Origin of the sequence: Curtobacterium sp. 179-B 9B NHS, assembly GCF_045370965.1 — a bacterium.
GTDB lineage: Bacteria > Actinomycetota > Actinomycetes > Actinomycetales > Microbacteriaceae > Curtobacterium.
Map to the genome: position 1 here is coordinate 1 of NZ_JBIQDQ010000023.1, position 20,913 is coordinate 20,913.

At 73.0% G+C, this 20,913-nt stretch carries 23 protein-coding genes and 1 tRNA gene; 16 read left to right on the forward strand and 8 right to left on the reverse strand.

The window, feature by feature from the left end:
• Window positions 1–227 precede the first annotated feature (227 nt).
• The 4 genes from ACH0A8_RS14890 (at window position 228) to pheA (ending at window position 3,385) form a co-directional block, all read left to right on the forward strand.
• A complete protein-coding gene (locus tag ACH0A8_RS14890; protein ID WP_406907456.1) occupies window positions 228–803 on the forward strand; it encodes a molybdopterin-dependent oxidoreductase in 576 nt (191 codons plus the stop codon).
• Window positions 800–1,255 (forward strand): hypothetical protein, encoded by a 456-nt coding sequence (locus tag ACH0A8_RS14895; RefSeq protein ID WP_144411360.1) that lies wholly within the window; start codon window positions 800–802, stop codon window positions 1,253–1,255. The genes ACH0A8_RS14890 and ACH0A8_RS14895 overlap by 4 nt, the downstream gene beginning before the upstream one ends.
• 9 nt (window positions 1,256–1,264) lie before the next feature.
• On the forward strand, window positions 1,265–2,290 hold the full coding sequence (locus ACH0A8_RS14900; protein WP_307810456.1) for a bifunctional helix-turn-helix transcriptional regulator/GNAT family N-acetyltransferase: 1,026 nt from the start codon (window positions 1,265–1,267) through the stop codon (window positions 2,288–2,290).
• Between the two features lie 132 nt (window positions 2,291–2,422).
• Window positions 2,423–3,385, forward strand: coding sequence for a prephenate dehydratase (gene pheA, locus ACH0A8_RS14905; RefSeq protein ID WP_406907457.1), 963 nt, complete (start codon window positions 2,423–2,425; stop codon window positions 3,383–3,385).
• A 247-nt stretch (window positions 3,386–3,632) separates the two neighbouring features.
• On the opposite strand, the gene ACH0A8_RS14910 is transcribed toward pheA, so the two are convergent.
• Together ACH0A8_RS14910 and ACH0A8_RS14915 are read right to left on the reverse strand one after the other, a co-directional pair.
• Window positions 3,633–4,715, reverse strand: coding sequence for a diacylglycerol kinase family protein (locus tag ACH0A8_RS14910; RefSeq protein WP_066658581.1), 1,083 nt, complete (start codon window positions 4,713–4,715; stop codon window positions 3,633–3,635).
• Window positions 4,716–4,896: 181 nt separating this feature from the next.
• Entirely contained in the window at window positions 4,897–5,262 is a 366-nt protein-coding gene (locus ACH0A8_RS14915; RefSeq protein WP_066655875.1) for a VOC family protein, read from the reverse strand.
• Between the two features lie 60 nt (window positions 5,263–5,322).
• On the opposite strand from ACH0A8_RS14915, the gene ACH0A8_RS14920 reads away from it, so the two are divergent.
• The 5 genes from ACH0A8_RS14920 to ACH0A8_RS14940 all read left to right on the forward strand — a co-directional run bounded on the left by ACH0A8_RS14920 (window position 5,323) and on the right by ACH0A8_RS14940 (window position 8,746).
• On the forward strand, window positions 5,323–5,784 hold the full coding sequence (locus ACH0A8_RS14920) for a MarR family winged helix-turn-helix transcriptional regulator (RefSeq protein ID WP_406907458.1): 462 nt from the start codon (window positions 5,323–5,325) through the stop codon (window positions 5,782–5,784).
• 74 nt (window positions 5,785–5,858) lie between these two features.
• A complete protein-coding gene (serS, locus tag ACH0A8_RS14925; RefSeq protein WP_209685589.1) occupies window positions 5,859–7,127 on the forward strand; it encodes a serine--tRNA ligase in 1,269 nt (422 codons plus the stop codon).
• Window positions 7,124–8,068, forward strand: a complete 945-nt coding sequence (locus ACH0A8_RS14930; protein ID WP_406907459.1) for an HAD family hydrolase — start codon at window positions 7,124–7,126, stop codon at window positions 8,066–8,068. The genes serS and ACH0A8_RS14930 overlap by 4 nt, the downstream gene beginning before the upstream one ends.
• Window positions 8,069–8,130: 62 nt before the next feature.
• Window positions 8,131–8,215, forward strand: a tRNA-Ser gene (locus ACH0A8_RS14935).
• Between the two features lie 3 nt (window positions 8,216–8,218).
• Window positions 8,219–8,746, forward strand: a complete 528-nt coding sequence (locus tag ACH0A8_RS14940) for a GNAT family N-acetyltransferase (protein WP_209685591.1) — start codon at window positions 8,219–8,221, stop codon at window positions 8,744–8,746.
• Between the two features lie 180 nt (window positions 8,747–8,926).
• On the opposite strand, the gene ACH0A8_RS14945 is transcribed toward ACH0A8_RS14940, so the two are convergent.
• Together ACH0A8_RS14945 and ACH0A8_RS14950 are read right to left on the reverse strand one after the other, a co-directional pair.
• Window positions 8,927–9,331 carry a hypothetical protein gene (locus ACH0A8_RS14945; RefSeq protein WP_251154485.1) on the reverse strand — a complete coding sequence of 135 codons (405 nt, stop codon included), beginning with the start codon at window positions 9,329–9,331 and terminating at the stop codon, window positions 8,927–8,929.
• 277 nt (window positions 9,332–9,608) lie between these two features.
• Window positions 9,609–10,436, reverse strand: coding sequence for a LuxR C-terminal-related transcriptional regulator (locus tag ACH0A8_RS14950; protein WP_406907460.1), 828 nt, complete (start codon window positions 10,434–10,436; stop codon window positions 9,609–9,611).
• A 111-nt stretch (window positions 10,437–10,547) separates the two neighbouring features.
• Here ACH0A8_RS14950 and hxlB point away from each other — a divergent pair, with 111 nt between their 5' ends.
• Both hxlB and hxlA read left to right on the forward strand, forming a co-directional pair.
• Window positions 10,548–11,120 carry a 6-phospho-3-hexuloisomerase gene (hxlB, locus tag ACH0A8_RS14955; protein WP_066655854.1) on the forward strand — a complete coding sequence of 191 codons (573 nt, stop codon included), beginning with the start codon at window positions 10,548–10,550 and terminating at the stop codon, window positions 11,118–11,120.
• A 76-nt stretch (window positions 11,121–11,196) separates the two neighbouring features.
• Window positions 11,197–11,835 carry a 3-hexulose-6-phosphate synthase gene (hxlA, locus tag ACH0A8_RS14960; RefSeq protein WP_066658574.1) on the forward strand — a complete coding sequence of 213 codons (639 nt, stop codon included), beginning with the start codon at window positions 11,197–11,199 and terminating at the stop codon, window positions 11,833–11,835.
• A 58-nt stretch (window positions 11,836–11,893) separates the two neighbouring features.
• On the opposite strand, the gene ACH0A8_RS14965 is transcribed toward hxlA, so the two are convergent.
• Window positions 11,894–13,288, reverse strand: coding sequence for a PepSY-associated TM helix domain-containing protein (locus ACH0A8_RS14965; protein WP_406907461.1), 1,395 nt, complete (start codon window positions 13,286–13,288; stop codon window positions 11,894–11,896).
• A 184-nt stretch (window positions 13,289–13,472) separates the two neighbouring features.
• Between ACH0A8_RS14965 and ACH0A8_RS14970 the strand changes: the two genes are divergently transcribed.
• Window positions 13,473–13,943 (forward strand): BLUF domain-containing protein, encoded by a 471-nt coding sequence (locus tag ACH0A8_RS14970; RefSeq protein ID WP_066655844.1) that lies wholly within the window; start codon window positions 13,473–13,475, stop codon window positions 13,941–13,943.
• Window positions 13,944–14,019: 76 nt separating this feature from the next.
• Complete coding sequence (locus ACH0A8_RS14975; RefSeq protein WP_158407764.1) at window positions 14,020–14,631, forward strand: ScbR family autoregulator-binding transcription factor; 612 nt, start codon at window positions 14,020–14,022, stop codon at window positions 14,629–14,631.
• A 32-nt stretch (window positions 14,632–14,663) separates the two neighbouring features.
• Here the strand turns inward: ACH0A8_RS14975 and ACH0A8_RS14980 are convergent, their stop codons facing one another.
• The gene (locus ACH0A8_RS14980) at window positions 14,664–15,122 is read right to left on the reverse strand and encodes a BLUF domain-containing protein (protein WP_144411358.1); all 459 of its coding nucleotides are present in this window, start codon (window positions 15,120–15,122) and stop codon (window positions 14,664–14,666) included.
• Between the two features lie 61 nt (window positions 15,123–15,183).
• Between ACH0A8_RS14980 and ACH0A8_RS14985 the strand changes: the two genes are divergently transcribed.
• The 3 genes from ACH0A8_RS14985 to ACH0A8_RS14995 are packed head-to-tail and all read left to right on the forward strand — an operon-like array spanning window position 15,184 to window position 17,318.
• On the forward strand, window positions 15,184–15,984 hold the full coding sequence (locus tag ACH0A8_RS14985; protein ID WP_081985021.1) for an MSMEG_4193 family putative phosphomutase: 801 nt from the start codon (window positions 15,184–15,186) through the stop codon (window positions 15,982–15,984).
• A gap of 33 nt (window positions 15,985–16,017) precedes the next feature.
• Complete coding sequence (locus ACH0A8_RS14990) at window positions 16,018–16,545, forward strand: DUF3090 domain-containing protein (protein WP_066655829.1); 528 nt, start codon at window positions 16,018–16,020, stop codon at window positions 16,543–16,545.
• Window positions 16,542–17,318, forward strand: a complete 777-nt coding sequence (locus ACH0A8_RS14995; RefSeq protein WP_066655828.1) for an SCO1664 family protein — start codon at window positions 16,542–16,544, stop codon at window positions 17,316–17,318. The genes ACH0A8_RS14990 and ACH0A8_RS14995 overlap by 4 nt, the downstream gene beginning before the upstream one ends.
• A gap of 120 nt (window positions 17,319–17,438) precedes the next feature.
• Here ACH0A8_RS14995 and ACH0A8_RS15000 read toward each other — a convergent pair whose 3' ends face one another.
• Complete coding sequence (locus tag ACH0A8_RS15000; protein ID WP_406907462.1) at window positions 17,439–19,457, reverse strand: vWA domain-containing protein; 2,019 nt, start codon at window positions 19,455–19,457, stop codon at window positions 17,439–17,441.
• A complete protein-coding gene (locus ACH0A8_RS15005) occupies window positions 19,450–20,865 on the reverse strand; it encodes an AAA family ATPase (RefSeq protein WP_144411357.1) in 1,416 nt (471 codons plus the stop codon). The genes ACH0A8_RS15000 and ACH0A8_RS15005 overlap by 8 nt, the downstream gene beginning before the upstream one ends.
• Window positions 20,866–20,913 lie beyond the last annotated feature (48 nt).

The window sequence follows — 20,913 nt, forward strand, 5'->3', positions numbered from 1 at the left end:
GCGCGGCTGCGCCGGCTGCGCCGGCTGCGCCGGCTGCGCCGGCTGCGCCGGTGGGCGCTGCCGAGACTCGCCCTGGCGGACAGGTTCGCGGTCTCGGGACCGCGAACACGTCCGCGGAGCCGAGTCTCGGGGACGGTGCCGGCGGGGCGGAGGCGGGCCGTGCCTCCCGGCCGGAGCACGACGACGCGCTCCCCGGACCCCGTCAGCGGATCGCACGCCGCGGGTTCGTGGCGGGAGTGACGGCGGCGACCGTCGGCGTCGTCGCGCTCACCGCGGGACAGTCGAACCGGCTGCTCGAACCGCTCAACGTGTTCGGTGCCCGTCAGCGGTACATCGGACCGGACGACCTGCCGGTCAACCGCACCGCTCGCGCCGCCGGCGTGCTGGCGACCGCGACCGCGGCGGACTGGACGCTGACCGTCGTCGGTCCGGACGTCACGCGGACGTTCTCCCGCGCCGAGCTCGTCGCGCTCGGCACCGCCACCGCGGACCTGCCGATCTCGTGCGTCGAGGGGTGGAGCCAGGTGGCGTCGTGGCGGGGTGTCCGGATGCGGGACCTGCTCGCCTCCGTGCAGGCCGACCCGGCGTCGGCGCTGCGGATCACGAGCCTCGAGAAGAGCGGCGGGTACCGGGTCACCGAGATGGGCCCGGAGTACGCGTCCGACCCGACGACGCTCCTCGCGCTCGAGGTGAACGGGAAGACGCTCGACCTGGACCACGGGTTCCCCGCCCGGGTCATCGCGCCGGGACGACCCGGCGTGCTGCAGACGAAGTGGATCGGGAAGATCGAGGTGATCCGATGAGGGCCGCGAGGATCGTGCTCGTCGTCGTGGGCGTGCTCGTGATGGCGTTCGGTGCGTACGTGCTCGTCACGACCGTCCGACCGAACCGCATCTGGGGCCTGGCGACGTGGCTGCTCGGCGCGGTCGTGCTGCACGACGTCGTGCTGTCGCCGTTCGTGGTCGGAGCGGGACTCCTGCTCCGTCGGACCGGCAGGACGCTCGGCGCCGGGGTGCTCGTCGTCGTGCAGACCGCGGTGGTGCTCGGGAGCGTGCTCGCCCTGGTGGTGCTCCCGGAGATCGCCGCGAAGCAGCACGGACAGAAGAACCCGACCGTGCTGCCGTTCGACTACACCACGCGGTTGCTCGTCGTCGAGGGGCTGCTGCTCGCGGTCGTCGTGGTGGCACTCGTGGTGGGCGTCGTCCGTGCCCGACGATCCCCGCGACCACTGGTTGCATCGACAACCAATGGCTAGCATGAGTGCATGACGGACGAGACGCCCTGGCTCACGCGCGACCAGCTCCGCGCGTGGATGAAGCTGGTCGCCGTCATGGAACTCCTCCCGGCCGCGCTCGACCAGCAGCTCCAGCGGGACGCCGATCTGACCCACTTCGACTACATGGTCGTCGCGATGCTGTCGGAGACCGAGTCGCGCACGCTCCGGATGTCGGCGCTCGCCGCGGCGACGAACGCGTCCCTGCCGCGCCTGTCGCACGTGGTGTCGCGGCTCGAGAAGCGCGGGCTCGTCACCCGGTGCCCCTCGGTCGACGACCGCCGAGCCACCGACGTCCGACTGACCGACGACGGGTTCGCGGCCATCGTCGCGGCGGCGCCCGACCACGTCCGGACCGCCCGACGCTTCGTCATCGACGCGCTGAGCGACGAGCAGGTCCGGCAGCTCGACGGCATCACGCGGGCGCTGCTCGGGCGGCTCGACCCCGAGGGGCGGTTCGCGGCGCTGACCTACCCGCGGTCCGACGGCGAGGTGCTGTGCGAGGAGCGTCTGACGGGTGCGTCGCCTGCGGCACCGGCGGGCGTGCTCTTCCGGGACGCGACTGCGGACGACACCGGGCTGCTCCGGCACGCGACGCTCGCGGCGATGAACTGGAAGGCCCCGTCCTTCGTGGACGCCGACCTCGACCGCCCCGAGTTCGCGCACTACTTCGTCGGTTTCGACCCCGCCCGCGACCACGGCGTCGTGGCGGTGGACGGCGAGGGACCGGTCGGGGTGGCGTGGGCGCGGTTCCTGCCGGCGGACGACCCCGGGTACGGGTTCGTGGCCGAGGACGTCCCGGAACTCACGATGGCCGTCGAGGCGCGCGGGCGGGGTCGGGGGATCGGCACGGCGCTGCTCGCGCGGTTGCTCGACGCCGGCCGGGCCGCGGGCTGGCCGGGTGTCAGCCTGAGCGTCGAGGACGGCAACACCGGGGCGCGGATCGCGTACGAGCGGGCCGGGTTCCGGACGGTCGGGCGGAACGGGGACTCGGACACGATGCTCGTCCGGTCCTGACGTCCGGGCCGGCGCCCTGGTCGGCCTGGTCGGTTCGGTCGGCCTGGTCGGTTCGGTCGGTCTGGTCGGTTCGGTCGGTCTGGTCGGTCTGCTCGCGTCGCGGGTGACTGGTACACCAGTAGGATCTGGCGCATGACCGACCGTGCCACGCCGTCCGACGCGTACTCCTACCTCGGACCCGCCGGTACGTTCACCGAGGCGGCACTCAAGCTCGTCGAGGCCGCCGCCGGCAAGCCCTGGCGCAGCGTGAACAACGTCGGCGAGGCGCTCGACGACGTCGTGACGGGACGGTCGGTCGGAGCGGTGATCGCGATCGAGAACAGCGTCGACGGCGGCGTCAGCGCCACGCAGGACGCCCTGGCGCGGATCCCCGGCGTGCGGATCGTGGGCGAGTACCTCGTGCCCGTCGACTTCGTGCTCGTGGCCCGGCACGGCACCGCCCTGTCGGACGTGCGGACCGTCAACGCGCACCCGGTCGCGTACGCGCAGACGCACCGCTGGCTCGAGACCAACCTGCGCGGCCACGGGCACATCCCGGCGTCGTCGAACGTCGCCGCCGCGACCGCGCTGCTCGACGAGCACCCCGTCGCCGACGCCGCCGTGGCCCCGCCGGGGATCACCGACCACCACGACCTGGCGGTGCTCGCGTCGTCCATCGGCGACAACGCCTCGGCGGTCACACGCTTCGTGCTCGTGTCACGCACGCTCGCGATCCCGGAGCGCACGGGAGCGGACAAGACGAGCGTCATCGTCGAGCTGCCGAGCGAGCACCCCGGCGCCCTGGTCGACATGCTCGAGCAGTTCGCGACGCGGGGCATCAACATGGGGCTGCTGTCCTCGCGGCCGATCGGCGACGAGCTCGGGCGCTACCGGTTCGTGATCGACCTCGACGGCCACGTGCACGACGAGCGGGTGGCCGACGCCCTGCTCGGCCTGCGCCGGTTCAGCCCCCGCGTGACGTTCCTCGGGTCGTACCCGCGCGCCGACGGCTTCCGCCCGGAGGTCTCCGCGCGCTACTCGGACGAGGCGTTCGTCGAGGCGCGGGACTGGCTCCGCGCGATCGTCTCCGGCGAGCCCGAGCCCGAGGCCGGCTGAGCCCGAGCCCGAGCCCGAGCCCGAGCCCGACCGAGCCCGAGCCCGAGCCCGCGCCCGAGGCCGACTGAGCCCGAGCCCGGCCGAGCCCGGCCGAGCCCGGCGGAGCGGCTGGTCCGGCAGTGGCGCGACGTGCCGCCGAACAACCGGAGGCACGTCGCACCACGCTCTTCGGTGGTTCGACGTGCCTCCGGTTGTGCGGGCCGCTCTCCGTCCCAGCAGGCGCACGCCCGCCGGAAGGGGGCCCGCGTCAGCTGTGGGCGTTCTCGACCCGGCGCGTGTTGCGGGTCTGGTCCTGCGGTCCGGCGACGCGCACCCGCAGCCCACCGGTGTCGATGCGCGCCTTGAACGCCACGACCTCGCCGACCGGGTCGCCGTCGATCTCGAACTCGTCCGGACGCTCGAGCCGCGCCACGAACTCCTGACCGCGGATGTAGCGCAGCGGTCGTTCGTCGCGGGCCGCGGTGGCGATGCGCTTGCCGACCTGGGTCTGCCCGATCTTCGAGCGGCGGAACGAGCGCAGGATCGCGTTCTCCCAGAACACCCGGGCGCCGATCCGGACCCACCCGAAGAACCCGCGGGGCCGCATCACGACGATGTCGAACACACCGTCGTCGATCTCGGCGTCCGGCAGGAGCGTCGCGCCGGCCTGCAGCATCCCGCAGTTCCCGACGATGAGCGAGTGCGCGCGCACGGACTGGTTGCCCTCGCCGTCGAGCCGGTACCGGAACTCGAAGGCGTCGGCGTCGCGGAGCGACCGGAAGAGCGAGTCGACGTAGGCGAGCCAGCCGACCTTCTTCTTCAGGTCGTCGTTCGTGTTGGCGAGCATCCGGGCGTCGAGCCCGAGCCCGGCCATGACGACGAAGCCGAACTGCTCGCGCTCACCGCCCTCGCGCTCGACCTCGAGCTCACCGAAGTCGATCGGGCGGTCCTCGCCGCGGAAGATCGTCCGGACGCTCGCACCGAGGTCGTCGATCGGCGCCGGGATGTTCCGGGCGAGCAGGTTGCCGGTGCCGCTCGGCAGCAGGGCGAGCACGGCGTCGGACCCGTGCACGATCTCGGCCACGGCACGGACGGTACCGTCACCGCCGGCCGCTGCGACGACGTCGGCTCCGGCGTCGAGCGCGGCCTTCGCCATGCCGCCGCCCGGGTCCTCCTCCGAGGTCTCGAACCAGAGGGTCTCGGCCCAGCCGGCTTCCTGCTCGTGCTCCGCGACGGTGCGCTGCAGGGTCTCGAGGTCCACCTTCACCGGGTTGTAGACGACCGCGGCCGTCTTCTGCTCGGTGGGGAGGGCGTCCTGGCCCGCGGGCGCGGTCTCCGATGGTGTCGACATGCTGCCGACGTTACCGACGGACGCCTGCGAGCGACCGGCCGGGTCGGCGCGCGACCGCCCGGGTCGGCGACCCGACCGGCCGTACCGGCGCACGACCGCGCGCGTCGCCGACCGGCCCGTCCGGGTCGGCGCGACCGCCCGCGTCGGCGACCCGCCCGAGTCGGTGGCCCGCCCGTCCGGCTCAGCGCCGGTCGTGCAGCGTGACCGGGTAGCCGTCCGGGTCCGCGAAGGTGAACGTCCGACCGAACGGGCCGTCGAACGGCGGGGTCACGATCGTGTGCCCGTCGGCGACGAGCGCGTCGTGGATCGCCTGGACGTCGGTCGCGTGGAACCACAGTGCGACGCCGAGCGCGGGCTGCCCGGCGGACAGGTCCGTCCCGGGTACGAGGTCGCGGAGCGCGAACGCGATCGGCTCGGTCTGGAAGACCACGGCGTGCGGCGGGCCGGCGGGAGAGCGGACGAGTCCGAGGTACCGCTCGTAGAACGCCTGCGAGGCGTCGAGGTCGCGGACCTGCAGCGAGGTGAAGTCGATCCCGGTGGCGGGCATGGTGTGCTCCTTCGTCTGTGTCAGATGCCTGACACGAGCAGTATGTGTCAGACTCCTGACATGCGTCAAGCGCGGATCGACCTCGACAGCTCGGTCGGCTACGTCCTGAAGGAGGCCGCCAGTGCCCTGCGCGCCGCCATGGAGGACGCCCTCCGTCCCCTCGGCATGACGGTCACGCACTACTCGTGCCTCGAACTGCTCGCCCAGCGCCCCGGCATGTCGAACTCCGACCTCGCGCGCGGCACCTTCGTCACCCGGCAGTCGATGAACACGCTCCTGCAGCAGCTCGAGCGCGACGGCATCGTCACCCGGCCGGCCACCCCGACCACGGGCAAGGTGCTCCCCGCCACGCTCACCGCAGCCGGACGGCGACAGCGTGAGGCGGCGAGTGCGGCGGTCCGGCAGGTCGAGCTCCGGATGACCCGGGACCTCGACGAGGCGGGCCGCGCAGCGGCCTTCCGCCTGCTGCGCGGGATGGTCGCCGCCCTGCGTGACGTCCCGTCGGGTGCCGTGACCGACTGACGGACGGGAGGCCCGTGGCGGGGCCGCCACCGGCCTCCCGTCCGGCGGTCACACGCTCCCTCTAGGATGATCCGGTGATCGATCTGCAGCTCCTGCGCGACAACCCTGACCTCATCAAGGCCTCGCAGGAGGCGCGCGGCGCCTCCGTCTCCGTCGTCGACGACGCGGTGTCCGCCGACACCGCCCGCCGCGCTGCGATCACGTCGTTCGAGGCGCTGCGCGCCGAGCAGAACGCGTTCGGCAAGACCGTCGCGAAGGCCCCGAAGGACGAGAAGCCCGCGCTCGTGCAGCAGGCGCAGGCGCTCGCCGCACGCGTGAAGGAGGCCCAGGCCGAGGTCACCGCAGCCGAGGAGACCTTCGACCGGGTGGTCCGTACGATCCCGAACGTCGTGCTGCCGGACGTGCCGAAGGGCGGCGAGGACGACTTCGTCACGCTGCGCACCGTCGGCACGAAGCCCGAGTTCGCCTTCGAGCCGAAGGACCACGCCGACCTCGGCGAGCACCTCGGCATCATCGACATCCCGCGCGGCGTGAAGGTCTCCGGATCGCGCTTCTACTTCCTCCGCGGCCTGGGCGCCCGGCTCGAGATCGCTCTCATGCACCTCGGGCTCGACCGCGCCGTGGAGCACGGGTTCGAGCCGCTCATCACGCCGACGCTCGTGCGTCCGGAGACGATGGCGGGCACCGGGTTCCTCGGCGAGCACGCGGCCGAGGTCTACCGGCTCGAGGCCGACGACCTCTACCTGACCGGCACGAGCGAGGTCGCCCTCGCCGGGTTCCACGCCGACGAGATCCTGTCGTTCCCGGAGTCGGGCGACCCGATCCGCTACGCCGGCTGGTCGACCTGCTACCGGCGCGAGGCCGGGTCCGCGGGCAAGGACAACCGGGGCATCCTCCGCGTGCACCAGTTCAACAAGCTCGAGATGTTCTCGTACGTGCTCCCGGAGCAGGCCGAGGCGGAGCACCAGCGCCTGGTCGCGATGCAGGAGTCGATGATGCAGGACCTCGGCCTGCACTACCGCGTGATCGACGTCGCCGGCGGTGACCTCGGCACGAGCGCCGCACGCAAGTACGACATCGAGGCGTGGGTCCCGACGCAGGGCACCTTCCGCGAGCTCACGTCGACCTCGAACTGCACGACGTTCCAGGCCCGTCGCCTCGACACCCGGTACCGGACGTCGACCGGGAAGACGGCGCCGGTCGCCACGCTGAACGGCACGCTCGCGACCACCCGCTGGATCGTCGCGATCCTCGAGACCCACCAGCAGGCCGACGGGTCGGTGGTCGTGCCCGAGGTGCTGCGGCCGTACCTGGGCGGCGTCGAGGTCATCGAGCCCCGATGAGCGCGCACGAGCGGTTCGTCGACGGGTCGGCGCAGGGCGGCGGCTCCGGCGCCGGTGCGTCCGGCTCGGGCTCGGTCGCTGCCGGCGGCGCTGTCGCTGGTGCCACCGGTGGTGCTGCCGATGGTGCTGCCACGTCTCCGCGGACGAAGCGCTGGCTCGTCGCGCTCGACGTGGACGGCACGACGATGCGCGAGGACGGTGTCATCACGGACACGGTGATCGACGCCGTCCGCGACGCCGAGGCCGCCGGGCACGAGGTCATGCTCTCCACCGGACGCAGCGAGGGCATGACGATCCCGCTGCTCGAACGCCTGGGCCTGCGCTCGAAGTACGTCGTGTGCGCCAACGGCGCGCTGACCCTCGCCCGCCAGGACGACGGGTCCTACCGCCGGGTCCACGTCGAGCGGTTCGACCCGACCGAGGTCCTGCAGGTCATCCACGGTGCGCTCGCGAACGCGGCGTTCGGCGTCGAGGACGAGACCGGCCACTTCCTGCTCTCCGGCAACTTCCCCGACGACACGATGACCGTCGCCGGCGAGCACGTGCCGTTCGAGCAGTTGCTCGGGACCGAGGCCACCCGCGTCGTCGTCATCTCGCCGGGACACGACACCGAGGACTTCCTGCAGGTCGTCGAGCGCATGGGGCTGCAGAAGGTGTCGTACTCGGTCGGCTGGACGTCCTGGCTCGACATCGCTCCCGAGGGCGTGACGAAGGCCACCGCGATGGAGCGCGTCCGCGAGTGGCTCGACATCCCACGCTCCCGCGTCATGGCGGCGGGTGACGGGCGGAACGACATCGACATGCTGCGCTGGGCGTCGACCTCGGGCCGCGGAGTCGTCATGGGGCAGGCCCCGGACGACGTCGTCGACGCGGGCAACGAGCTGACCGGCGGGGTCACCGACGACGGGCTCGCCGCGGCACTCGACGCGCTGCCGCGCTGACGGACGGCAGGTTCGCTAGACTGCCCGGGACGCGATCACGTCTCGCCACGTGGTCGCGTCACGGAGGGTTGTCCGAGCGGCCGATGGAGCCTGTCTTGAAAACAGGTGGGCAGCAATGTCTCGTGGGTTCGAATCCCACACCCTCCGCACATGAGCACCGGGACCCGCCTCCGACTGATCGAGCTGTCCGATGCAGCCGAGCTCGCCGCGATCGTCCGCGCGAGCGCCGATCACCTGCGACCGTTCGAGCCGACGCGGCCGGACAGCTACTTCACCGAGGCCGGGCAGCGCGCGACCATCGGTGTCCTGCTCGCCGCCGCGCAGAACGGCTCGGTGCCCTTCGTGATCGTGGGAGATGACGACGAGTTGCTCGGACGGATCACCCTGAGCGGTGTGACCCGGGGCGCCCTGCAGTCGTGTGCGCTCGGGTACTGGGTCCGTGCCGACCGAACGCGGCAGGGGCACGCGACCCGTGCGGTCGGGCTCGCGGTGGACCACGCGTTCCGGGAGCTCGGGCTGCACCGGGTCCAGGCAGAGACCCTCCCGGAGAACACCGGCTCGCAGCGGGCGCTCGAGCGGAACGGCTTCGAGCGGTACGGGTTCGCGCCGAAGTACATCCGGATCGCCGGGGAGTGGCGGGACCACGTCATGTTCCAGGTGCTCGCGCCGGACGCCTGACGCGCGGACGCCCGAGCCGAACGCGCGCGGTGCCCGCTGCCCGCTGCTCGCTGCTCGCTGCCCGCTGCCCGCTGCACAACGCGGAGCACCTCGCGCCGTGGAACGACGTGGCGCGACGTGCTCCCCGTTGTGCGCGGGCGTGTCGAACCACGACCCCGACGTCGAGCCAGTGCGCGGTCGTCAGGGGGTGTACGGGGCGTCCGGCCACGGCACGACGAGCGCACCGCCGGTGAGCGCGAGCGAGCACGCGAGCCCGACCCCGGAACCGATCACGAGCCCGAGGACCGCGAACCCAGCCGCCGACGCCCCGCCGTGGCGAGCGAGGCGCGCCACCATCAGCAGCAGGAGGAACCCCACCACGTGGCCGACGACGAGTCCGACGAGTCCGAGGGGGATGCCGGGGTTCGCTCCCGATCGGTCGGGGGTCGCGCCGCGGGTGGCCTCCTCCGATGCCAGGAACAGCCACAGCCACGAGCAGGCCCCGCCGAGGACGCCGAGCCCCACGGTCGCCCAGTAGAGCGCGACCCAGCCCGGTCGCGTCCACCCCGACCGTTCGTCCGTGCCGACCGTCGCCCCCGCTGTCATCGGGGCAGCCTAGCGCGCCGCCTCGCGCTGCACGCCGCACGCTGCACGCCGCACGCCGCACGCCGCACGCTGCACGCCGCACGCCTCGCGCTGCACGCTGCACAACGGGGAGCACGTCGCGCCGTGGAACGACGTGGCGCGACGTGCTCCCGGTTGTGCGCGCGCACGTCGAATCACGATCCCGCCGTCGAACCACGATCCCGCCGTCGAACCACGATCCCGCCGTCGAACCACGATCCCGCCGACACGGAGGCGCCCCACGCCCGCCGATCAGCGCTCAGGGGCGGGCGCCGAGCGCGGCGAGTTCCGCGCGGGTGCGGGCACCGTGCTTCCGGAGCAGGTTCGCCACGTGGTACTTGACCGTGTTCGGACTGATCCCGAGCCCCTCAGCGATCTCCCGGTTCCCGACGCCGGTCACCACGAGCCGCAGCACGTCGCGCTCCCGCTCGGTCAGGCCGGTGTCCTCCGGCAGGTCGGCCGCGCCCGGCGCCGGGTCGAGGGGGAGCGAGATGTCCAGGGTCGAGCCCCAGCCCGGCGTGGAGTCGACGTGCATCGTGCCGTCGAGGGCGACGACCCGCTCGGCGATCGGGCGGACGGCATCGTCGTGCGTGTCGAGTGTGCCGGCTCCGTCGTCCCGGAGCTGCATGAGCAGGTTGCGCCCGTCGCAGTCCCACTGGATCCGGACGCGTCTGGCGACCCCGCCGTCGACCAGGGCGAGCACGGCCGTGCGGACGATCGCTCGTGCGCTGTGCGCGACGTCCCCGGGCAGGGCCCTGCCGGTCGTCGGCGGCTCGACGAACTGCACGTCGAGGTCACCGAACCGGACCAGCGGGCGGAGGTCGGCCCGCAACCGTGAGAACGCCCCGGTGACGGGTTCGAGCAGGGTGCTCCGCTGCCGGTCGGTCACGGTCCGGAGCTCGACGAGTGCGGCCGAGGCGATCTCGACGGCCTCGGCGCGGGCGGCGGCGTCGGACAGGCGGTTCGCGCGCAGGGCGGCGAGCACCGACTCGAGGGTCAACGCGTGACGGTCGGCCTGCTCCGCCACCGTCCGGGCGTGCTCCGACGCCGCGATCCGGCTGGCTGGTGCGTCCGGTTCCGTCTCCACGAGGACCGAACGTACCCGTCCCACCCGGACGGACGGTCCCACCCGATCGGGTGGGTGGACCGCCTGCCCGGGCAGCGGCGCGATCGATCCCGCGCGAGGAGCATCGGAGTCATGGCCACCACGACGACCGCCGACGCCCTCGGAGTGATCGGCGACGAGCTCCAGGAGCTGATCGCGACCGTCCGCCGCGCCGACCAGGCACCGTTCGCGCGTGCCCTCGACCTGCTCGCCGACGCCGAGCGCGTCTTCGTGCACGGCGCCGGACGGTCCGGACTCGCGCTCCGGATGACCGCCATGCGCCTCATGCACCTCGGGCTCGACGTGCACGTCGTCGGCGAGGTCACGACGCCCGCGATCCGGCGGGGCGACCTGCTGCTCGTCGCGAGCGGCTCGGGCACCACCGGCGGCATCGTGCAGGCAGCACGCACCGCGACCGAGGTCGGGGCGCAGGTGCTCGCCGTCAGCACGACGGACGACTCCCCGCTGTCCGAGGTCGCCGACACCACGCTCGTCCTGCCCGCCGCCACGAAGACGGACCGCTCCGGCACGGCCTCGGCGCAGTACGCGGGCGGCCTGTTCGAGCAGGGCGTCGCGCTCCTCGGGGACGCCCTGTTCCACGCGCTCTGGCAGCGCAGCGGGCACTCCGCCGACGACCTGTGGCCGCGTCACGCCAACCTCGAGTGAACCGACCGTGACGCCGCCGGTGCCACCCGAGCGCGCCACCGAGACCCCCACGAACCACCACCGGAAGGAAACCACCATGCAGCTCCAGTTCGCCATGGACACCCTGACCACCGAGGCCGCCCTCGACCTCGCCGGCAAGGCCGCGCCGTACGTCGACGTCATCGAGCTCGGCACGCCGCTGATCAAGAGCGCCGGCCTCTCCGCGATCACCGCGATCAAGGAGGCGCACCCGGACAAGGTCGTCTTCGCCGACCTCAAGACGATGGACGCCGGCGAGCTCGAGGCCGACATCGCCTTCACTGCCGGTGCCGACCTCGTCACCGTGCTCGGCGTCGCGGGTGACTCCACCATCGCCGGTGCCGTGAAGGCCGCGAAGGCGCACGGCAAGGGCATCGTCGTCGACCTGATCGGCGTGCCCGACAAGGCCGCCCGCGCGAAGGAGGTCGTCGCGCTCGGTGCCGAGTTCGTCGAGATGCACGCCGGCCTCGACGAGCAGGCCGAGGAGGGCTTCACCTTCGAGACGCTGCTGCGCGACGGCGAGGCCTCGGGCGTCCCGTTCTCGGTCGCCGGCGGCATCACCACCGACACGATCGAGGCCGTGCAGGCCTCGGGCGCCCGCATCGCGGTCGCCGGCAGCGCGATCTACAGCGCCGACGACGTGGCCGCCGCCGCGTCCGCGCTCCGCGACGCGATCTCGGAGCCCGCCTCCGCCTGATCCGGACCACCTGACGGACGGGAGGCCCGTGGCGACACCGCCACGGGCCTCCCGTCCGTCACCGGGCGCGGCGACGGAACGTCGTGACCAGTGCGTCGACCAGCAGGAACCCGAGCAGGGTGACCCCGACGACGGGCAGCAGCAGCGCGAGGCCGACGGCGGCGGCGACGATCGCGGCGGTGCCCCACCACGGAGCCCTGGCCAGCGAACCCGCGGCGGGCGCGCGACCCGCACGCGCGCCGGTGGGACGCCGCTGCCACCACATGAGGTAGCCGAACACGACCATCGCCGCGATCCCGAGCGCCGCGAGCAGCAGCACGACCTGGTTCGCCAGGCCGAACAGCGCGCCCATGTGCGTGTTGATGCCGAGCTTGGCGGCCTTCGCCATGAGCGGGTAGTCGGCCCAGGTGACCCGCGACACCGCCGTCATCGTGCCCGGGTCCACCGCGACCGCGTCCATCGCGACCGGCCAGCTGAGCTTGATCTCCTCGACGGTCCACGCCGTGTCGGCGGCCGCCGGCGGACGGATCCGGACCTCGGCCGCGCGGACACCGGAGTCGCGGGCGACCGCGAGCACCTCGTCGAACTGCTCGGGCGTCGTCGTCGGGGAGCCCATCGGCATCGAGCCACCGCCGTGGTGCCCGGCGTGCTCCCCGCCCGACGTCGCCGACGAGCCGTCGAGTGCGGTGTCGACCGTCGGCGCCTGCCAGCTGAGCGTCGAGCGGAGCGCGCTGACGTTGTCGCCCGCGAAGTGCGACCAGGTGATGCCGGTGGCCGACAGGAAGAGCGCGCCGAGGAGCACCCACGCGCCCGTCGCGGCGTGCCAGGAGAACGTCCTCCGGTACCCGGTCGCACGGTTGTCCGGCAGCACGAGGTCGCGCTTCCGCCGTGCGCGCCGGATGCGGAACGCCCAGAGGCCGATGCCGGCGAGCGACACGATGCCGAGCCACGACGCCGCGGTCTCGCTGTAGAGCCGCCCGACGTCGCCGAGGAACAGGCTGCGGTGCACGGTGCTGATCCAGGTGCGGAAGGGGAGCGACCCCGACGTGCCGTACACCGGCAGGTCCCCGCGCACCGCGGCGTCGCCCGGGTCGACGAACACCGCACGGGTCTGGGACTCGAGCAGGCCCTCCTCCGTGAACATCACGCGCGTGGTGGTGCCGGGCGTGGGGGCCGGGCGGACCTCGGCGACGGTGTCGTCCGGGTGGTGGCGGGCCACGTAGCGCTCGGCGGCCGCGACCTGGTCGGCGAGGGGGAGCGCAGGCGCGGACGACGGCGCCGTGAGCTCCTGCCGGTACACGCCCTGCTCGACGGTCGGTGCGACGGCGTACACGGCGCCGGAGAGCGCCGCCACCAGGACGAACGGGCCGACGAAGAGCCCGGCGGTGAAGTGCAGGCGGAGGAGGAGCTGGGCGAACCAGCCGCGGGACGGAGGCGGGGCGGTGACGGGCATCGGAGCGCAGGGTCCTGTCGGGCTGTCGGGCTGTCGGGCTGTCGGGCGGAGGTGCGGCACAGTGCCGCACGAGCGTCCACTCTACAAGAGGTAGAACGCCCCGGTCGTCCGCACACCGCACCCGACTGCGGTGTGCGGACGACCGCATTGACCCTCCACCGGAGCAGCACACAGACTGGCGCCGATGACGCAACTCACCTCCCTCGTGTACATGTCCGTCGCCGTCGACGAGATGACCGACGACCACCTGGTCGCCATGCTCCGTGAAGCCCGCCTGCGCAACGAGGCGCTCGGTGTCTCCGGACTCCTGCTCGCCAAGGGCGGCCGCTTCATGCAGGTGCTCGAGGGTCCCTCCTGGAGCGTCGAGGACCGCTTCGCCGCGATCGAGCGCGACACCCGCCACGAGGGCGTGAAGTCGCTCTCCCGTGAGGACATCGACACCCGCCGCTTCGACGGCTGGTCGATGGCGTTCGGCAACCCGTCGGACCTCGAGGTCCGCGACGAGCCCGGCTTCAACACCTTCCTCACCGAGCGCTCCGGCCTGCCGGCCGAGCTGGCCGGCTCGCCGGCCGACTGGCTGCTCCGCTGGTTCCGCGGACGCGACCTGCAGGACGTGCCCGAGGAGCGCATGACCCTGGCCCGCCACGCCGCGTGACGACCTGACGGGACCCCCTCGGACTGGAGGCACGGTGCGGGCCCGCACCGTGCCTCCAGTTCGAGACACTGGTCACGTGGGGAAACGTGAGCAGATCTTGGTGGCCGCGGCGGAGGAGTTCGACCGGGTCGGCTTCGCCGCCACGTCGATCGCCGCCGTCGCGCGCCGCGCCGACGTGGCGCAGGGCACGCTGCACTTCCACTTCCCGACGAAGCTCGCGCTCGCCCTCGGCGTGATCGACGAGCAGAACGCGCGGACCTTCGCGGAGGTGAGCCACGACGCCGCGTCGCCGACGGCCGCCCTGATCGGGGCGTCGAAGCAGATCGCGGACCTGCTCCGCACCGACCCGATCGTGCGTGCCGGCATCCGGCTCTCGCTCGAACGCGGCGAGTTCTCCGGAGCGACGTCGTCGTTCTACGAGCAGTGGATCGGCGGCATCGTGGACGTGTTCTGCGTCGCGATCGGCAGCGGTGAGCTCGAGACCGACCTCACCCCGGAGGAGCTCGGCGGTTCGGTCGTGCCGTACTTCACCGGGGTGCAGCTGGTCGCCGAGGTGCGGAGCGGTCGCGCGGACCTCGACCCCGCGGTCGCGGTGATGTGGCGGGTGCTCCTGCAGGCGACGGCCGCGCCGGCGCACCGGGCACGTCTGCTCGGGGTGGTCGCCGACACCTTCCGCGCGGCAGGCTGACCTCGTGGACCGTCGACGGGCGGAGGTCCGCGTCAGCGGTCGGTGAGCTCCCGGTCGCGGAACCACTTGAGCAGCCACGCGGCGCTCGTGCCGTCGAACTCCGGCGCGAAGTCCATCGTGCCGGACAGGAACGGGCTGAAGCCGTCCTCGGTCGCCACGTCGGACTCGTCGAGCGACCGGTAGGCCATCGACCAGCCGTCGAACCGCCGGCGCTCGATGTCCTCGCGGATCAGCGACTTCACCCCGTCGTGCCGAGGATCGCGCGCGATGGCGCCGAAGCGGTCGTCGACGCTCCACGCCGGGCCCTCGAGCAGCTGCATGAACCGGCCGCCCTTCGCCACGAGCAGACCGGAGACCCCGAGTGCCTCGTTCCGGAGCCGTGACTCGCGCAGGAGCTCGGCGAGCGCGTCGTCGTCGAAGGGCACGGCCGAGCGGCTCATGTAGACGATGGAGACGAGCACCGCACCATCTTCGTGCATGGTGCGGCGCACGCCCACCACTGTCCACCATCCGCTTCGCGTCCTGGTCGCCCTGGTGCCTAGGATCGACCGCATGGCGACCGTCCTCCTCGTCCGGCACGGACGCACCACCGCGAACGCGACCGGGGTCCTGGCGGGTCGCACCGCCGGGGTGGCACTCGACCGCGTCGGCCGCGAGCAGGCCGACCGGGCCGCCGAGCGCATCGCGCCGATCCCGCTCGTCGCGCTCGTCACGAGCCCGCTCGAGCGCTGCCGGCAGACCGCACGCGCCCTGCTCGCCCGCCAGCAGGGCAGCCCCGACGTGCGGGTCGAACGGGCGATCACCGAGGCCGACTACGGCGACTGGCAGGGCCGGAAACTCGCGGACCTCGCGAAGGAACCACTGTGGCGCACGGTGCAGGCGAACCCCAGCGCCGTGGTGTTCCCCGGCGGCGAGTCCATGCAGACGATGCAGTCCCGTGCGGTCGCCGCGATCCGCCGGATCGACGCCGAGGTCGAGGCGCAGCACGGCCCGACGGCGGTGTGGGTCGCCGTGAGCCACGGCGACATCGTGAAGTCCGTCCTCGCCGACGCGCTCGGCATGCACCTCGACCTGTTCCAGCGCATCGCGGTCGGTCCGGCGTCCGTCTCGGTCGTCCGCTACGGGGAACACCGGCCCGAGGTCGTCGCCACCAACACCGACTCCGGCGACCTGTCGTGGCTCGCCGCGGCACCGGCCCCCTCGGGCGACGCCGCGGTCGGCGGCGGAGCAGGACACGACGGGACCGGCGGCGGAGGCGGAGCGGACGGGACCGGCGGCGGAGCAGGACACGACGGGACCGGCTCGGCGGACGGAGCGGTCGGCAGCAGTGAGCCGGGGACCGCTCGACCCTGAACGGACGGAGCCGCACGCTCCTACAATCGGGTCATGCCCACCATCGTGCACGGCTTCGACTGGCCGGAACGTCTCGTCGTCGGGACGGTCGGCCGCCCGGGTGAACGCGCCTTCTACCTGCAGGCACGCGACGGCAAGCGGGTGACCAGCGTCGCGCTCGAGAAGGAGCAGTCCGCGGTGCTCGCGGACAAGGTCGCCGAGCTCCTCGACGAGGTCGCGACCGTCGAGGACAACCGCTTCAGCGTCCCGCCGGCGGCACCGTCCGAGCTCCGGGACGCCGCGCCGCTCGACCAGCCGGTGGAGCCCGAGTTCCGCGCGGGTGCCCTGAGCCTGGGGTTCGACCCGGCGACGGCGCAGGTGGTGATCGAGGCGTACCCGATCGAGGACGAGCTCGAGATCGTCACCGAGACGGACGAGGACGGCGACGAGGTCGAGGCCGTCGTCGAGATGCCCGAGCCCGCCGAGGTCTTCCAGGTGAAGATCCCCGTCGGCAGCGCCCGGGCCTTCGTCGAACGCACGCGCGAGGTCGTCGCTGCCGGTCGGCGCCCCGGCGACGCATGAGCGACGACGCACCCCGGTACGACGGCCCGCTGACGATCCGGGCGCGCATCCGCGAGGCGTCGAACGCCACCTTCCTCGCCGACCTCGACGGCGAGTCCGTCGTGTACAAGCCCGTCGAGGGGGAGCGTCCGCTGTGGGACTTCCCGGACGGCACGCTCGCCGGCCGGGAGGTCGCGGCACACCTGGTCTCCGAGGCCTTCGGGTGGGGCATCGTGCCGCCCACCTGGCTCGGCGACGGCCCGTTCGGCCCCGGCATGGTCCAGCGCTGGCAGGACGTCGACCCGGAGCAGGACCCCGTCGACCTGGTGCCGACCGAGGAGGCCGACGCCGAGGGCACCCCGTGGTTGCCCGTGCTCGAGGCCATCGACGAGCACGACCAGCCCGTCACGCTCGTGCACGAGGACACCGCGGCACTCCGCCGGATGGCGGTGTTCGACGTGGTGGTGAACAACGCCGACCGCAAGGGCGGGCACGTGCTCGCCATGCCGGACGGGCACCGTTACGGCGTCGACCACGGCCTGACCTTCCACGTGGACCACAAGCTCCGCACGGTCCTCTGGGGCTGGATCGGGGAGCCGCTCGACCCCGACGAGCTCGAGGGGCTCGACCGGGTGTCCGAGGCGCTCCGCGGGGACCTGGGCGTCGCGCTCGCCGAGCACCTGACCCGCGGGGAGATCGACAACCTGCGGGCCCGGTGCGCCGCGCTGCGCGCGGTCGGGATGTTCCCGCCGCCGCCCGGACACGGACCCGCCGTCCCCTGGCCCCTCTTCTGACGGACGGGAGGCGCGGTGCCAGCCGGCACCGGGGCCCACGCCGGCCGGTTCCCGGCAGACGCGCCAGCGGCTGCCGGGCCGTGCCCGGTGGGGAGCCTCCCGTCCGTCGGCTGGCCCCGGTCAGCCTGCCCGGTCGTCGCCGAACAGGGACGCGCCTCCGCGACGGGAACCGAGGTACGACCCGACCACGGCGACACCGAGGTCGTCGTTCTCGGGCGCGACGACCGAGCCGTCCACCCGTCGGGCCATGGCATCGATGAACCGCGCCAGCCCGGGGTCGTCACCGAGCCGGAAGAACGTCGTCTGCGCCCCGAGCCGGCCGGCGTTCTCGAGCTCGCGGACCGTCAGCGCGATCGTCACGGGATCGGGCGGGTAGCCGAACCACACCTGGCCGTTCGGTTCGAGGTGCGACGTCGGCTCGCCGTCGGTCACGACCAGGAGCACGGGCTGCGCCGTCGGGTGCTTCCGGAAGTGCCGGTTGGCCAGCAGCAGTGCGTGGTGCAGGTTCGTGCCCTTGTCCCACTGGGCGTCGAGGCCGACGAGTCGTTCGACGTCCATGACCTCCGCCTCGCGCCCGAAGGCGATGAGCTGCAGGTCGTCGCCGCGGAACCTCGTGCTGACGAGGGTGTGCAGCGCGAGGGCCGTCCGCTTCATCGGGACCCAGCGGTCCTCCATCGCCATCGAGAACGACGTGTCGACGAGGAGCGCCACGCACGCCTGGGTCCGCGCCTCGGTCTCCTGCACCTCGACGTCGTCGATCGTCAGGCGGACACCCGGTCCGGTGCGTCCGTCCGCCGCGGTCCGGACCAGGGCGTTCGTGATCGACCGGGGGAGGTCCCACGGCTCGGTGTCCCCGAACGCCCACGGTCGGGTCGCCCCGGAGGGCTCGCCCGACGCCCCGGCGCGACGGAGGTCACGCGCGCCCTGGCGCCCCGACATCCGCTCGGCCACGTCCCTGAGCAGGCTCTTGCCGAGCTGCCGCATCGCCTTCGGGGTCAGCCGGAGGTGTCCGTCCGTGCCGCGCTGCACCGCGCCCGCGTTCCGCAGGGCCTGCTCCAACCGCTGCAGGGTCCTGGCGTCGACGGTGGCCTCGTCGCCCAGCTGACGCTGCAGGGCGTCGAGGTCGAGGTCGGCGAGGTCGGACCCGGGCGCGGACTGCGCCAGCTGCTCGGCCAGGGCGTCGAGGTCGGCGATGTCCTGGAAGACCCCGGTCCCGTCGCCGAGTCCGAGGCCCTGCTCGCCGTCCATCCGCTCGGAGCTGCCCCAGTCCTCGCCGGGGCGGAGCGCGCGGAGGGTGTCGTCGAGCTGCCCGAGCTGACCCATCAGGTCCGGTGAGCCGAACGCCTGCTGCGCGAGCGCGTCGAGCTCGTCGCGCTGCTCCTGCGTCATCGAGTTCCGCATCCGCTGCGCGGCCGCGGCTCGTGCGGCGAGGTCGTCGAGCAGCTCCTCGACGTTCTGCGGGCGGGACGGGAAGTACTGCCCGTGCTGCGCCGTGAACGCGTCGAACTGCTCCTGCGTGTCCGTGCCTCGGCGGTGGTCGTCGAGCAGCTGGTTGAGGTCGCGCATCATCGCGGACACGGCTGCGCGGTCCTCGTCGCTCGCGTTCTCGAGCGCCTGCTTCATGCCGGCGAAGCGCTGGTCGAGCACCTCGCGCCCGAGCAGGTCCTTGATCTCGTCGTACTTCTGCCGGGCCGTCGGACTCGTCCAGTCGTAGCCGTTCAGCTCCTGCACGGCGCTCGCGGGCGACGGCGGCAGGCTGTCGAGCTGCAGCTCGGCCAGGGCGCGGTCGCCGTCGTCGAGGTCGACGTTCCGGGCGAGTTCACCGCGCTCGGCGAGCAGGGCCTGGTCCAGGAGCTCCTTGACCTGCTGCAGGGTGCCGTCGAGGTTGTTCCGGCTGGTGAGCTCGCGCCGACGTTCGGCGACCCGACGCATGAGGTCGTCGAGCCCGCGCTGGGTCTGGCCGCCGCGCCGGAGGAACTCGCGGAGGGCGCGCTCGGGGGAGGTGCCGCCCATGACGTCCTCGCCGATGGCGTCGAGCGCCTCGGCCAGGTCGACCGGGGGAGCGAGGGGATCCGGTCCGCCCTCGTACTTCCCGTAGCGGGCGTCGCGGGTCAGGCGGCGGTTCTGCCGGCTAGCCATAGACGGCCTCGCCGCCCCCCGACTCCTTGCTGATGCGCCGGGCGAGGAAGAGCCCCTCGAGCGCGAGCTCGATCGCGCCGGCCCGCTCGCCGTCGTCGGTCGCCCCGAGTCGCTCGCACACCTGGTCGTAGACGTCCGACTCGCCGATCGACGGGAGCCCTTCGAGGAAGGCCCGGGCGCTGACCTGCTCGCCCGTCGTCACCATCGTGCCGCCGTCGAGTGCCTCGACGAGGACGCCGAAGTCGATCCCGCGGAACCGCGAGCGGACGGTCTCGGCGGTGGCGGTGCGGAGCAGGTGCTCGAGGACCTCGTCGGCGCGGTCCTCCTCCCCGTTCTCGAACTCGATCTTGCCGCCGAGGACGTCGACCGCGGTCTCGAGGTCGATCGGCCGCGCGACCGGGTGCTCCTCGCCCTGCCGCGCGGCGCGGTGCACGGCGGCGGCGGAGATCGTCTCGGCGCCGGCGATGGCGAAGCGGGCGCTGACGCCGCTCCGCTGGTCGACGGCGCTGGACTGGCGCAGGGCGCGGGTGAACCGGGCGAGGATCTCGACCAGGGCGTCGGGGACCTCGGCGGTGAGCTGGGCCTCCTGCCGGATGACGGCGACCTCGTCGGCGAGCTCGATGGGGTAGTGCGTCCGGATCTCGGCGCCGAAGCGGTCCTTCAGCGGCGTGATGATGCGGCCGCGGTTCGTGTAGTCCTCGGGATTGGCGCTGGCGACGACGAGCACGTCGAGGGGCAGGCGCAGCACGTAGCCGCGGATCTGCACGTCGCGCTCCTCCATCACGTTGAGCATCGCGACCTGGATGCGCTCCGCGAGGTCGGGGAGCTCGTTGATCGCGACGATGCCGCGGTGCCCGCGGGGGATCAGCCCGAAGTGGATGGTCTCGGGGTCGCCGAGACTGCGGCCCTCGGCCACCTTCATCGGGTCGACGTCACCGATCAGGTCCGCCACGCTGGTGTCGGGGGTCGCGAGCTTCTCGACGTAGCGCTCGTCGCGGTGCACCCACGAGATCGGCAGGGCGTCGCCGAGCTCCTCGACGCGGCGGGTGCTCGCGGTGGTGATCGGCTCGAACGGGTGCTCGCCGAGCTCGGACCCGGTGATCACCGGGGTCCACTCGTCGAGCAGCCCCTGCAGCGTGCGGAGCAGGCGGGTCTTGCCCTGCCCGCGCTCGCCGAGCAGCACGACGTCGTGTCCGGCGATGAGCGCACGCTCGAGCTGGGGGATGACGGTCGTCTCGAACCCGTGCAGGCCGGGCCAGGGGTCGCGGCCCTCGCGCAGGGCCTGGAGGAGGTTGTCGCGGATCTCGGCGCGGACCGACTTCTGGACGTGCCCAGCAGCGCGGAGCTCGCCGACCGTGTGGATGTCAGGTCGGGTCACGGTCCGCACGCTACGCCCGCGCACCGACATGCGGACGGGAGGCGCGTGGCGGCGCTCGGCTCCGGAAGACACAACCTC